Source organism: Paenibacillus amylolyticus, assembly GCF_050990605.1.
Taxonomy (GTDB): Bacteria; Bacillota; Bacilli; order Paenibacillales; family Paenibacillaceae; genus Paenibacillus; species Paenibacillus amylolyticus_H.
This window is the reverse complement of sequence record NZ_CP158832.1, coordinates 4,643,509-4,656,231: the sequence shown is the minus strand read 5'-3', so window position 1 is coordinate 4,656,231 and position 12,723 is coordinate 4,643,509. Positions and strand designations below refer to the sequence as shown.

Genomic DNA, 12,723 nt, shown 5'->3' with positions numbered 1-12,723 from the left:
AGTCCAATTTGATTGGACTGTTTTTTTTGTTTTTTTGTTATCAGGGCTATATGGCTATTTCACAATAATTTTGCCTTGTCCTGCAAGCATTCGCATCTCTCGGGAGAGACGGTCCTGGTTCCCATCCTGCATTTCAAGTTGAACACCATAGTGCCATGAGGTGTTTTTTTCTTGACCCCAGCGGAGCGTACCTTCCATATATAAAGGGTCTTCAAAGAGCAGCATATTCATTCCGATCCGAATATCGTTGTTCTCTACAGGAAGAGACAGCGGAAATGCCAGCTGGCAACCGGATCGACTGATATCGCAGAGTTCGGCCTGAATGGGTTTGGCGGGTGCGTTAACCCCGTTGATGCTGAGAATATAGATTTCAAAAGTGATTGGTTCCTTCAATGTGTAGCGAAAGGGTTCTTTTCTATTGTTAATTGACATGGCTTGGCTTCCTCCATCAGGTTCAAAAAAAGTCAGTTATGCTTATATCGACCATTTGGAGCGAGAAATGAAGAGTTGCAAAAGCAGAGATGGTTCATGGGTTCCTTTTACACGTGTATCAGGCTTGATATAATGATGGAATATATTTCTGAGGTTAGACCTGGATCAGACAGAAGGGACAGGTGAATATGAGAGGAACATTTCAAATGGTTACAGATACGGCAACATTGTGCCTGTATGATCTGGCGGCCTTGAGGCACCGGGTCCAAGACACATCAGACTGGTGGTCCATACCGGAGGATGAGCTGGCTGAGGTGAATGCAGGTCATTGTCTGTTCTTGAATCTGGATGCGGATGGAGTATATGAGGTGGAATGGAGCCTGGGGGATGTAGAGGAGGATTCAGATCCAGATCACGCAGCGGAATGGGAAAAGGTGTATCATCTGCAAGTTCCGTCTGGGCACGTCTATCTGGGAGCGGCGGATGATGTCACTGGCGGAGAATTGGAGCCGGATGAGACGTGTGAAGGGGTTCTGTTTCAGATAAAGCCTGGAAATTATGCGTGTATCGTCTCCAGAGAAGCCAGTCAGATCACAATTGTCATGACACCAAGTATTCAGGGAAATAACACGCTGGATGATTTAATCCGAATTTAGCGTACAGATACAAACAGGAGGGATTCATATGCAGGATTGGAACGAGATAACGATGATGAATGCAGATGCCCTGCGTAAACGGATGAGAATACTTGCTGTTTTGGATATCATCTTTTCGGAGGAAGAGTGGCTACGCGTACATCATTATGAAGCTGAACTTCAGCCAGGTGTGGCATGGGGAAGCATCAATAACGGCGCAGGTGATCATCTGCATGTCTTGTTTACGAACTCAGGCACATTGATCAAGGGATTTGATCATGAGTCACCGTTAAGCCCGCATGCTCGTGAGGATGGTGAGATATATCCGGGCATGTACGATGAAGTGCCAGAGACGTTGATGGCTGTTCTGCGAGATCAGGAGGAGACATTGGATCTGGAGGATGTGACCTTTTGCATATGGCAGGAAGGGAACGACTTGTCATGGAAGGTTGGTGACTGGATTCAGATGGCGTTGGCCGAGGAAGAAGAAGCGGACGCCAGAGGTGGCGCAGAATTTTTGCTGGGATATTTGGAGAAGAACCCGGAAGATTATTTTGATTGGGCCAAAGGGTACTATGACTTGTCGGATCTGCCGCTGGAAGCCGTAGTTGAAGTATATGAAGAAAAACCGGTGACCGCAAGCCTGATTAAGCAGTTGTGTCCTGAACGAGATGTGGCAGCCGCACTGGATGAGTTGCAGCAACGCGGGTACGCCGTGGAACAAATGTACTAGCGTGGCGAAGGAGGAACAGTAGATGATGTACACTGTACAACTGGAGCGAATGCGTGAAAAGTTGATCACTCTTCGAAGCCTGGACCCGGATCTGGACCTGTTTGGCGCAGAGGACCATGAATATGAAATGGCACCTGTGTGGACGCAGGAGGATATCGCGCAGTTCGAACAGAAATGGCGGATGGAGTTGCCTGGGGAGTATAAGGCTTGGCTTCTCCATATGGGAGCTGGCGGTGCAGGGCCTTATTACGGACTGGAACTTCCCGATGACGGGGTATACGCAGTGCTGGGTTATGATGATGAGCTGAATGCGATCTCGGACCCTTTTCAATTCACGGAAGCATGGAACTGGAACTATGACTGGTTCGAAGACAGCAAGGAAGAAGAGGAATGGGAAGCGCTGGAACATGAATATTTTGATCCAAAATGGTCGGCAGGCATGCTGCGCATCAGTGATTTTGGTTGTGGCATCTCCATGAATCTGATCGTTAAGGGGGCCTCCTACGGAGAGATCTGGGTGGATGACCGGGCTAACCGCAATGGAATCTATCCTGATCAGTATTGGGGCAATACGAATCGATTACATTTTCTGGACTGGTATGAGTTGTGGTTGGATCGTTCGATCCAGCAAATGCATGAACAAAAGCAACAATCTGGAGCGAACGAAGTCTGAAGGAGGTTGTACATATGGGTTGGGAATATGGGATTAGAACAACGGAGCCTACGATTTTACCTGAAGTCGTGAAGCGTCTGGCAAGTTCATTAACGTTTACCCACATGTATAGTTTGGAACACCAAGCCAACAGCTTTGTATTGAAACGAGAGGATCCTTTCTGGCCTAGAGCTCTTGAAGTGTGGATAGAGCAGGCTTCCGGGTTGAAAGAGGTTGTGGATGGGGATTCGTATATCTACTGTTTGTTTCATATCTGGGGTGAAGAGGGTCGGAGCTGGATGCTTCAGATGGAGCAAGAAACCAGGCAGGTTGATGGCAGTTTAATCTGGTTTGAACTCTGATCGGTAGAAGATTTTCCAGAAACTAGAGGATCATATATGGTTAAAAAATTAAAGAGAACGATTCCTGCGCTCATGTATCAGTATCAAGCGGCAACCTGTAAGTTAGTTGATCTTGGATTGTTCATGCGTGTACGTAATTCAATATATCTGCAGGATGAACTGGACATCAAAATTAAATAAAACTAGGATGGATGGTTGAGATGAAGTCATGGCAATAGTCGTGGCTTGATCTCATTTTTTTGTTTTTTCACGATATCTGATCTGCTGTTGCATAAAAGTGAGATTTGTTGTCTTTTTGCATTTTTTGTATTGTCACAGTCAAAGTTACACGATATAATCGATTTGTATTTGAGGATAATATTATAAAGGATGGTGAAATTTTGAAGAAATTTTCAATGCTTTTACTCGCTGTTACTCTATTGTTGTTAACTGTCTCCACAGCCCCGTCTACATATGGTGCGGCCAGTTTTCCGAACACAGGTACAAATGGGTTGACTGGTTTTGCAGGCAGTGCCAAGAATGAAAATGGTGTATCCAAATCAGCTACGACAGGTGGCAAGAACGGTCAGGTGGTTTACGTTAGTAATCTCAATGACCTGAGAACACATATAGCGGGCTCTACAGCCAAGATTGTCGTCGTTGAACAGAATATTTCTTCCTCCACGTTGCAAAAGGTTGAATTTGGAGCGAACAAGACACTCGTAGGTTCCTTTGACAAACATACCTTAACGAATATTCATTTTAGATCCACAAGCAATTCAAGCAATGTGATTTTTCAGAATCTGACCTTTCAACATTCAGCAAATATCAATGCCAATGATGATATCCAGATGTATATCACTTCAGGCTCCAATTACTGGATCGATCATGTGACGTTTGCGGGTCACAGCTACAGCTCTGGAGGTAGTGATCTGGACAAACTTCTGTATATTGGTGATCGCGCTGATTATATTACAATTAGCAATTCCAAATTTGCGAACCATAAGTATGGTGTTATCCTTGGTCATCCGAATGATGGTAACAGCAGTTACAATGGAGTACCTCATGTGACGATGTCCAATAATTACTTCGAAAATTTATATGTACGTGGTCCTGGACTTTTAAGATATGGTTACTTCCATCTCAAAAACAACTATGCAAACAACTTTAATCAGGCCATCACCATTGGTGAAAAAGCACGGATTTATTCTGAAAACAACTACTTTGGTGCTGGTGCTGAAAAGGGTGGAATCCTGGATGACAAAGGAAAAGGTGAGTTTACGGATACGGGCAGTACACCAGCGCTTAATAGTCCGACTTCTCCTAAAACAAACTGGAGACCAAGCTCCAATTACAGTTATCAGGTAGAGAGTGCCAGCTACGCGCGTGAGTTCGTCACCAAGTATGCTGGCTCCTCCAATACGACACTTGTATTCGGAAAGTAAGAGTTGCTGCACATCCATTCACGACCAAAAAGGCCTGTCTTGTATGCCAAACGTATAAGACAGGCTTTTTGTTTGCAAAATGATATGCTTATGTATCATTTTGCATTTCATATTAATTTTCAATTAACAATACCGATATACATAAAGTAGCGCTGGTTTCATACTTATGAAGTTAAAATGTACTATGCTAAGGCGCTGCGTATTTGCGATTTGCACATAAGCAGGACCAAAGACTACTAGATGTAGTACAGAAAAGCCCTACAACTTACATTTAACCTACATAAAAGGACGGGGTATGCATGGATCGTATGGACGAAATTATTTGGAAAAGGAACAAATTAATCGGTATCATTATGTGGATTATTATTGCCATTGGTATGGGGCTGGCTTTTACGATGCCGAAGTTACTTGTGTCCAATGGAGTAGCTCTGATCTTTGTAGTTTGGATTACATACGCTAATGCGAAAAAGAAACATATTCATCTCATTCCATGGCTGATCACCGTATTACTGACCATATGTGGAGTCTATGTCGGTTGGGGAACGGTCAATTTTGCGTTAAGTTTGGTCATAACCGCAGTTCTGTTGTTATTTCCTAACAAGAAATTTTTTGTGGTTGGATTTTCGGTATTACTAGTCAACAGTGTTCTTCAGTTATTTGTTATGAATACCGTTGACTCTGTTGAGCTAATAGGTAATATCGTTAATGTGGGACTATTCGCTCTCACGGGAGCCATTCTGATGCTGGTCTCACAGCTGAATCAAAGGCTCTTCCATGAAAGTGAAGTGCGCCAGAATGAGGTAGAACATTCTAAGCAAAGAGTGGAAACCATGCTGGAGCGTGTGAAGGAATCGGTCGAAGGTTTATCTCGTTATACGGATCAATTGAAGCAAAAAGTGAATGCGACTGGCTCCATCACCAATGAGGTGACGCTTGGGTTCAGTGAGGTTGCAAAAGGTGTTGAGTTCCAGGCGACCAGTGTAGCCGAGATCTCGGAATCCTTGTCCGTGTCGGATCAGCATATCAAGGACGTTGCTTCGTATTCCCAACAGATGAAAGAATTGTCGGCAAGTATGGCAACGAGTACGCGAACTGGAAGCACACAGATGGACCAGCTAAACATTCAAATGCAAGAGCTATATGAGACAATCGATACAACTGCAAATGACATGCGAAAGTTCAACGAAGAAAGTGAATCCATGACGCTTATGCTGAACAGCATAGCGGATATTGCGAGTCAGACCAACCTGCTCGCACTCAATGCAGCCATTGAAGCAGCTCGTGCAGGCGAGCATGGACGAGGGTTTGCCGTTGTATCGGAGGAAGTTCGCAAGTTGGCAGAGAACTCTGGTCAGTCTGCAAGTGATATTGCAACCATCCTGTCTCGATTAAAAGGACAGACACAGGCACTGACGGATCGATTCGAACGCATTCGTCTTTCGTTACAACAAGGAAGAGATAGCGTGCATACGGCAGAGGAAGTATTCCGTACGATCAACAGTAACTCTCAGCATGTATTGAATCAAGCGACCGATATCGAGACTAGTTCGGCGACCATGAAGGAATCTTCCACCAGAGTTGTGAATGAGGTTTCCGAGATTTCGAGTGTAACGGAGCAATCCAGTGCAGCGACAGAAGAGATTCTTGCGAGCATGGAAGAACAACGCAACCTGACACAGAAGATGGTGGAGAGTTTTGGAGAACTGGAGCAACTGATTGTAGACCTGAATGAATTGGTCTCGGATCATCAGGCTTCTTCCGCCGAGAGTAAACTTTAATAATAAATAGTTGAGAGCCTGTCGGTGCGTATTTAGCGTACTAGACGGGCTTTTTTCGTTTGGAGTACAACTTGATGCCGATATTTTTTTCCTATACAGTGTGTTGTGTAGAGTATGAAGAGAGAAGAACTAAAAATGTAAATGGTAGTTAAAAAAAGATGTTACCTCATGGGGGAGTAAAAGGTTGAAGAATAATGGAATGAACGATAGATTGGACTGTGATGACCGTACATATGAGCTTAGGAATGATAATCGCATTGAACGCGTGCGTCTTTATGATCAGCATTCGATCAAAGGAATGGACTGGCCCGATACGGAGGACGGCAAATATGCAAGAGCCTATTTGGAACCCATCATGCTCGAAGGCACGCATAGCTTTATGTCGAACGTGGAGAGCACAGTGCTGATCGCCCGAATCGACGCTCTCGTTATTCCGCTGACGGTGAATAATGCAGAGTATGACAATGCTTACGTCTGTTCACCTTATACGCATTATGTAAGTTACGCCAAGCAGGAATTGAGCATGTTGCAGAAGCCTGTGTTGGAAAAAGGTCTTTCTGTGCTGCTCAGTCTGATAGGTTGGGGAATGAAGCAATCGCAGATCAACAAAGTTGTGCATATAAACAACTGGCTGTTGTCCACCAATCTGTATCCAGCCATGTCCGGTGAACAGGCAGAATGTTTGCTTGCAGCGGTACAAGAGCGATACCCTAAGCATGTCATTGTATTTCGCTCCTTGTGTCCGGGACTTCATCCCGATCTGACGGCGAGGCTAACGGAAGCGGGCTGCCGATTAATCCCGAGCCGACAAATCTACCTGTACCAAGCGCATAATCCGAATTTTGGTAACTCGAAATCGCGCTGGCTGTTGAAGCGGGATTACGAATTATTGGCCAAGCACGATTACGAACTCGTATCCGTAGCAGATATGACGGATGCGGATATTCCGCGAATCGTTGAGCTGTACAAGCTGTTATACCTCGAAAAATACTCCTATCACAATCCGCAATTTACCGAGCGGTTCATTGCTGCTGCGATGGCATCAGGAACATTCAGCATCTATGGACTGCGAAAGGAGGGCCGCCTGGACGCGGTGATGGGTTATTTCTGCCGAAATGGAATCATGACAACGCCGCTGTTTGGTTACGACACAGCGGTGCCCCAGTCCGTCGGACTATACCGCATGTTATCGGCCTGCCTGATCGGACAGGCTCGCGAGAACGGCTGTCTGTTACATGAGAGCGCCGGGGCAGCACAGTTTAAACGCAATCGCGGTGCTGTGGCGGATTTTGAATATTCCGCTGTGTATGAGCGCCATCTTCCGTGGAGCAGACGTTGGTGCTGGGTGCTGCTTGATCGGTTGCTGAATCGCATAGGTGTGCCGCTGATGCGCCGCATGAAGCTGTAAACAGACACAATAACGTTTTTACGCTACCCTATGCGGGGTTGTACGTGAGGTTTTACCCCACATATGCACACCCAACTGATCATCGTGATACGCACATTTGTGCGCGGTCATCTAATTAGACATGCTCTGCGAGTTGTACCTCGAAGCCGTCTGGATCTGTAATGTAAATAAACCGCAGATGCGGATTGGGCTGGATGGGGCCGCGTACAATCGGAATATTCAGCTCTGCCAATCGTTCCATGGCTTCATCCAGAGAGTTAACCCCATAGCCGATTGACACACCGGCTTCTGGTTTAAGAATGGATTCACTGCCCTCAATCAGTTCCAGCTTGGCTTCATTCTCCATGCCGAGCATGGCAATCTGCCGTCCACGGCTTTCGAATCTGCGCTGAATTGGAAGTCCAAGCATGTCGTGGTAGAATCCAAGTGAAGCTTCCAAATTACTAACCCTCAGCGTGATCCAGTTTAATTTGATTAACATGGATGAGTCTCTCCTTTTTTGTATCCTATTTCTCAACATTACGTCCATTATACGATAAGCGAGGACGGGCACCTACTCCTTATCTGCAAACAATAAAATGGCTGCCGAAACATTCGGCAGCCATTTGGGTGTAATCTCCTGTCGTTCTATAAGTTCTAACGAATTATTGAATCAGATCAACGGCCGTCTGTGGTACAAATGCCTCTACACCGTTGTATACAATGACACCTTCCAAGGTTGTCTTTTTACCGTTCACCAGTGCAATATTTTTGTAGATTTGCAGTTCCAGCTTGGTGTTTCCTTTTGTAACGAGGATCTTCGGATTTTTGGCGTCGGTCAGATCCAGCTTGTACGTCGCGCCTTTGGCTGTAAATGCCTGTTTGGCAGGTACAAACAATTGTTTGCTCACACTGTCGAGATCCAGATCCAGTACACGAGCCATATATTTGGCTACATCGGTGTTGTCGATCACCCCGAATGGACGGTCATTGTTCGGAGCATACGTGTACAACACAACATCTCCACCTGTATGACCACCTGTTGTCCAGCCGATCCCTGCGCGTTTGCTGATCATTGGTCCAATTGCGTAGTTAAGGCTGCCTGGTTCGGCCGCTTTAATGGTGGCAATCTCTTCGGAAGTCAGGTCGGTAATACCATAGTATTGTTTCATCACTGCTTTGATGTTTGTGCGCTTGGCATTCAGCTTCGCTTCAACGCCCTCGCCTGTCAGCTTGGCCTTTTTCAAAGGTCCGATAAATGTAGACAACGGCTCTTTATCGTACGTGCCGCTAGTTGCGTTGTTACCAATGGTGAGTCCACCATTACCATGGTCCGTAACAGCCACAACGGCAGTTTCTCCATCGGCTTTGGCAAAATCCATCGCTACTTTTACGGCATCATCAAATGCCAGCACGTCACTGATGATACCAATCGGATCATTGGCATGAGCTGCCCAGTCCACTTTGCTGCCTTCGACCATCAGGAAGAAGCCGTCCTTGTCTTTGGACAGAACTTCAATAGCTTTGGATGTCATCTCGGCAAGGCTTGGCTGCTTCGCAGGGTCACGGTCCATATTGTAAGCCATGCTCGTGGGAGCGAACATGCCCCAGAGTTTATTTGAGTCGGATGCTTTCATTGCAGTCGGTGTAGTTACATAATCGTAACCCAGTGCCTTAATGGAGGGAACCAGATTCTCTCCGTCTTTACGCCCCGCTGGCTCAAGGTACTTGCTACCCCCACCCAATACAACGTCCATGCCATTGTAGACTTGCTGTTTACTGAGCGCATCGTAATTCTTACGATCCGGGTAGTGAGCAGAGAAGTCTGCTGGCGTAGCGTGCATAATCTCCGATGTGGCTACAATACCGGTTGCTTTACCAGCCAGTTTGGAAGCTTCCAGTACGGATGCGACCGGTTTTCTTGCGTCTCCAGGGGCAATAGCCTTTTGCCCGGGCATTGTAGCCTTGTCCGGCAGTACACCGACAAATCCGGTATGAGATTTATAACCTGTTGCAAAAGCGGTTCCCGCTGGAGCCGAGTCCGCAATCGGGGCATCGGCGGAGTGTGTACGAACCATGCCGCTTGCCATGGAATCCAGCGTCAGGGACGAGCCCTTATACCAACGAGCCAGAGCAGTGGCGTCGTTAGCCATACCGTCAGGAATGAGAATAATCACGTTTTTAATGGGTGATGCAGATGTCGTTGAGGTGGTGTCTTCCACAGCCCACGCTGCACTGCTTCCTCCGAGTGTAGCCGCAACAATCGTTGTCACCGCAAGCATCATTTTGGCTGCACGGACATTAAACCGGTTTAACATGAATGCATCCTCCTAAAATATATGTATAGTTTGGTATCCCAAACCAAGTGTATACAACAATTGCTAAACTAACGTATGAAATGGGTTAACTATATGTAAAATTTACGATTAGTAAAGGGTGCTAGAATTCGGGTAAACTGGACAAAATGAGGAGTCGACGAATTAAGAGACAGTATTTTAGATCATCATGTTGTAAGCTGAGTTCAGAAAACATATAATGACGATAAAAAGATGTTGCGAACGCTTTCATTCTGTGCTAACATCACCATAACAACAGGATTGTAACCGTATTTCAGGGCAATACCTGTGTCAGTTCATTCGTTGGTTCTTTGTTCATCAAACGATTGATTGCGTTTACATTTTCATATGGAATGAGCCTCATTCCTCAGGGTTGTTACTGATTGCAGGCAAAACCTGAATTGAGGGCAGTAGACCACGCTAAAGCGATGTCTGTTTGCCTTCGGTTCAGGTTTTTTTATATAGAAAAATGCCTGATGGCATGACCGCAAGCGCCGTAGCAGATATTTCGAGCAGAAAGGAGCGCAACAGATTTAATCTTCCTAAATAGAGATATAGACTCATTCAGACATTGGAATACTGATTCAAAGATGCGCATTTCCAATGAAATTATCCTATCACACACTACGACAGCGAGGAGATTTATGACATGAAAAGGATTAAACGTTCGATTGCCATAGCAACAATTCTGGGGTTATGTGTATCCGCTCTACCAGCTTATGCAGCAGGCAATACATCCTCTTCTTCAGCAGCGATGGACAAGCTGATCCAATCGGAGCTTATTCGCGGCAGCGGTCAGGGCGTTAATGCGGCTTATCTGAACAAAAAGGCTACACGTATTCAGGCCGCAGTACTTTACTTGCGTTTGTCCGGATTGGAGGAAGAAGCACTCGCCTATCAGGGAACGGAAACGTATGACGATGCGGCTCAGGCAGGCAAAGTATTGCAACCGGTCGTTGGTTACTTGAAGCAGCATCCGTACGTGTCTGAGATCGTAACAGGAACGGAGCAGTTTGAACCTGATGCAGCACTTACAGCGGAAGGTTATGCCGAAATGCTGCTGAAGGTGCTTGGCTATGAAGCGGGTACGGATTATGAGCAAGGAGCGGCTGCCACCTATGCGGCTGGAAAAGGAATCAAGGCGCTTCAAGGGAAGGGAGCGAGTCAACTTACCAACCGCCTGATGGCAGAGGCAACCGCACAGGCTTTGCAGATACAGCTCAAGAATGGCAGTGGAACCTTGGAGCAGAACTGGTTGAAACATAAAGAAGCTGGGGCGTTCCAACCTCAAACGGTGCAACAGACCAAGTATGGCACAATTGAGGGTAAAACCTATGAGCAATATGGTACACTCGGCTGGCTCGGTGTTCCTTATGCGGCACCTCCGGTAGGTGAACTGCGCTGGAAAGCTCCGCAAGAACCGGAATCATGGACAGGAACGAGATCGGCTAAGGAATTTGCAGCGAACAGCTTGCAGATCTCCGGCAAGACTACAGCGGGAAGCGAAGATTCGTTGTATCTTAATATCTGGCGTCCCGACACAACTAGTTCAAAGCTTCCGGTGATGGTGTTCCTGCACGGCGGCGGGAATATGACCGGATCAGGCAAAGATTTTCAGGGTGAACAGCTTGCACGAAGCACCAACAGCATCATCATTTCCGTGAACTACCGACTGGGAGCACTTGGATTCTTTGAGAATGCAGCGCTGAAAACAGGCAATGCCCTGGATGACTCCGGTAACTATGGTCTGCTCGATGCATTCCGTGCACTGGAGTGGGTACAGGATAATATCGAAGGTTTTGGCGGAGATACAGGTAATGTTACATTAGCCGGACAATCTGCTGGTGCACGTGATGTGCTGGCAACCCTGATCTCTCCACTTGGCAAAGGGCTGTATCAAAAAGCAGTTGCTTTCAGCGGAGGATTGACGACAGCATCACCGGAAGAAGGTGAGCAAAAATCCGAGAATGTACTTGTGAAGCTGCTCGTGCAAGAGGGGAAAGCGGCTAATGCAGAAGAAGCAAAAGCTTGGATTGGCAAGCAATCTCAGGCACAGCTGGAGAGCTACCTGCGTGCACTGCCTGCGGACAAGTTGGTCACAGCGTTTGGTGCAACGGCAATCCGTATGGACCCGTTCCCGCATCTGTTCCGTGATGGCACCGTGATTCCAAAAGAAGGATTTGACGCCATCCATAATGGCAATTATAAAAAAGTTCCTGTATTGCTCGGCAGCCTGGAAACGGAGTTCTCCGGTTTTGCTTTCGGTGATCCAAACTTCTCTCCATCGATTACAGATGGAACCCTGTTTACTGATAAAACCAAGGCCGAGCAATATGCTGCTGCGTTGAAATACGGTAGCGAAGCTTATGCAGGCTTTAATGCAGAGCGTGTAGCGGAGCAATTGACGAGTGAAGCAGGTCAACCACCGGTATATGCATATCGTTTTGCATGGGGTACGCAACTTGGGGTCATCTCTGAGCGGTTGCTCACATTACTCGGCGCACCGCATGGTGCGGATATGGACTTCTATACAGGACACGCAGACGGCATTGCTGCCTATTTCCCTGAGGGGTACTTCAGCGAGACAAACAAACCAGGACGTGATGAGTTGTCCACCGCGATGGCAGCTTACCTGAAGCAGTTCTTGTACACAGGCCATCCAGGTACGGGCGGTTCCCCTGATCTGGCGGCGTGGACACCTTGGACGAAAGATGCTCAAGCCCCGATCATGCGTCTGGATGCTAGCAATACAACGGCAGAGATTGGCATGTCCACACAATATAATCAAGGCAAAGACGCCGTTATGGCGAAGATGAAAAAAGAATTGCCTGAAGAAACGTACAAACTGTTGACGGAAAAAGTGTTCGCAGGTCGTTTCTTCTGGGAATAAGGATTGCCGGATAGGAAGGTATATAGATAAATTGAAAGCCAAGGGAGCATGTTCTCTTGGCTTTTTATACTGTTCGTTATGCTTAATTATGGTA

The 12,723-nt window shown here is 46.6% G+C and carries 12 protein-coding genes; 9 read left to right on the top strand and 3 right to left on the bottom strand.

Annotated elements, in window-relative coordinates; genetic code table 11:
* Positions 1 to 54: 54 nt before the first annotated feature.
* The gene (locus tag ABTV53_RS20660; protein WP_433745919.1) at positions 55 to 432 is read right to left on the bottom strand and encodes a PilZ domain-containing protein; all 378 of its coding nucleotides are present in this window, start codon (positions 430 to 432) and stop codon (positions 55 to 57) included.
* 188 nt (positions 433 to 620) lie between these two features.
* Between ABTV53_RS20660 and ABTV53_RS20655 the strand changes: the two genes are divergently transcribed.
* From ABTV53_RS20655 to ABTV53_RS20620, 8 genes are all read left to right on the top strand, one after another.
* On the top strand, positions 621 to 1,088 hold the full coding sequence (locus ABTV53_RS20655; RefSeq protein WP_433745917.1) for a DUF6386 family protein: 468 nt from the start codon (positions 621 to 623) through the stop codon (positions 1,086 to 1,088).
* Between the two features lie 28 nt (positions 1,089 to 1,116).
* Entirely contained in the window at positions 1,117 to 1,800 is a 684-nt protein-coding gene (locus ABTV53_RS20650) for a hypothetical protein (RefSeq protein ID WP_433745914.1), read from the top strand.
* A 22-nt stretch (positions 1,801 to 1,822) separates the two neighbouring features.
* Positions 1,823 to 2,473: an SMI1/KNR4 family protein gene (locus tag ABTV53_RS20645; RefSeq protein WP_433745911.1), complete on the top strand. Its 651-nt coding sequence runs from the start codon at positions 1,823 to 1,825 to the stop codon at positions 2,471 to 2,473.
* Positions 2,474 to 2,487: 14 nt separating this feature from the next.
* A complete protein-coding gene (locus tag ABTV53_RS20640) occupies positions 2,488 to 2,814 on the top strand; it encodes a hypothetical protein (RefSeq protein WP_433745909.1) in 327 nt (108 codons plus the stop codon).
* A gap of 36 nt (positions 2,815 to 2,850) precedes the next feature.
* Entirely contained in the window at positions 2,851 to 2,994 is a 144-nt protein-coding gene (locus ABTV53_RS20635; RefSeq protein ID WP_433745908.1) for a hypothetical protein, read from the top strand.
* 200 nt (positions 2,995 to 3,194) lie between these two features.
* The gene (locus tag ABTV53_RS20630; protein WP_433745905.1) at positions 3,195 to 4,238 is read left to right on the top strand and encodes a pectate lyase family protein; all 1,044 of its coding nucleotides are present in this window, start codon (positions 3,195 to 3,197) and stop codon (positions 4,236 to 4,238) included.
* A 299-nt stretch (positions 4,239 to 4,537) separates the two neighbouring features.
* The gene (locus ABTV53_RS20625) at positions 4,538 to 6,016 is read left to right on the top strand and encodes a methyl-accepting chemotaxis protein (protein WP_433745902.1); all 1,479 of its coding nucleotides are present in this window, start codon (positions 4,538 to 4,540) and stop codon (positions 6,014 to 6,016) included.
* A gap of 199 nt (positions 6,017 to 6,215) precedes the next feature.
* Complete coding sequence (locus tag ABTV53_RS20620) at positions 6,216 to 7,424, top strand: GNAT family N-acetyltransferase (RefSeq protein WP_433745900.1); 1,209 nt, start codon at positions 6,216 to 6,218, stop codon at positions 7,422 to 7,424.
* Positions 7,425 to 7,539: 115 nt separating this feature from the next.
* Here the strand turns inward: ABTV53_RS20620 and ABTV53_RS20615 are convergent, their stop codons facing one another.
* Together ABTV53_RS20615 and ABTV53_RS20610 are read right to left on the bottom strand one after the other, a co-directional pair.
* Positions 7,540 to 7,905 (bottom strand): VOC family protein, encoded by a 366-nt coding sequence (locus tag ABTV53_RS20615; RefSeq protein ID WP_433745897.1) that lies wholly within the window; start codon positions 7,903 to 7,905, stop codon positions 7,540 to 7,542.
* A gap of 163 nt (positions 7,906 to 8,068) precedes the next feature.
* Complete coding sequence (locus ABTV53_RS20610; RefSeq protein WP_433745895.1) at positions 8,069 to 9,721, bottom strand: alkaline phosphatase; 1,653 nt, start codon at positions 9,719 to 9,721, stop codon at positions 8,069 to 8,071.
* Positions 9,722 to 10,388: 667 nt separating this feature from the next.
* Here ABTV53_RS20610 and ABTV53_RS20605 point away from each other — a divergent pair.
* Complete coding sequence (locus tag ABTV53_RS20605) at positions 10,389 to 12,629, top strand: carboxylesterase/lipase family protein (protein WP_433745892.1); 2,241 nt, start codon at positions 10,389 to 10,391, stop codon at positions 12,627 to 12,629.
* The last annotated feature ends 94 nt before the right edge of the window (positions 12,630 to 12,723 follow it).

What these genes read in the sequence shown, in the direction of transcription:
- ABTV53_RS20615 (WP_433745897.1), bottom strand. Translation starts at nt 7,905, where the DNA reads ATGTTAATCAAATTAAACTGGATCACGCTGAGGGTTAGTAATTTGGAA.
- ABTV53_RS20660 (WP_433745919.1), bottom strand. Translation starts at nt 432, where the DNA reads ATGTCAATTAACAATAGAAAAGAACCCTTTCGCTACACATTGAAGGAA.
- ABTV53_RS20610 (WP_433745895.1), bottom strand. Translation starts at nt 9,721, where the DNA reads ATGTTAAACCGGTTTAATGTCCGTGCAGCCAAAATGATGCTTGCGGTG.
- ABTV53_RS20650 (WP_433745914.1), top strand. Translation starts at nt 1,117, where the DNA reads ATGCAGGATTGGAACGAGATAACGATGATGAATGCAGATGCCCTGCGT.
- ABTV53_RS20640 (WP_433745909.1), top strand. Translation starts at nt 2,488, where the DNA reads ATGGGTTGGGAATATGGGATTAGAACAACGGAGCCTACGATTTTACCT.
- ABTV53_RS20620 (WP_433745900.1), top strand. Translation starts at nt 6,216, where the DNA reads ATGAACGATAGATTGGACTGTGATGACCGTACATATGAGCTTAGGAAT.
- ABTV53_RS20655 (WP_433745917.1), top strand. Translation starts at nt 621, where the DNA reads ATGAGAGGAACATTTCAAATGGTTACAGATACGGCAACATTGTGCCTG.
- ABTV53_RS20605 (WP_433745892.1), top strand. Translation starts at nt 10,389, where the DNA reads ATGAAAAGGATTAAACGTTCGATTGCCATAGCAACAATTCTGGGGTTA.
- ABTV53_RS20625 (WP_433745902.1), top strand. Translation starts at nt 4,538, where the DNA reads ATGGATCGTATGGACGAAATTATTTGGAAAAGGAACAAATTAATCGGT.
- ABTV53_RS20645 (WP_433745911.1), top strand. Translation starts at nt 1,823, where the DNA reads ATGATGTACACTGTACAACTGGAGCGAATGCGTGAAAAGTTGATCACT.
- ABTV53_RS20635 (WP_433745908.1), top strand. Translation starts at nt 2,851, where the DNA reads ATGGTTAAAAAATTAAAGAGAACGATTCCTGCGCTCATGTATCAGTAT.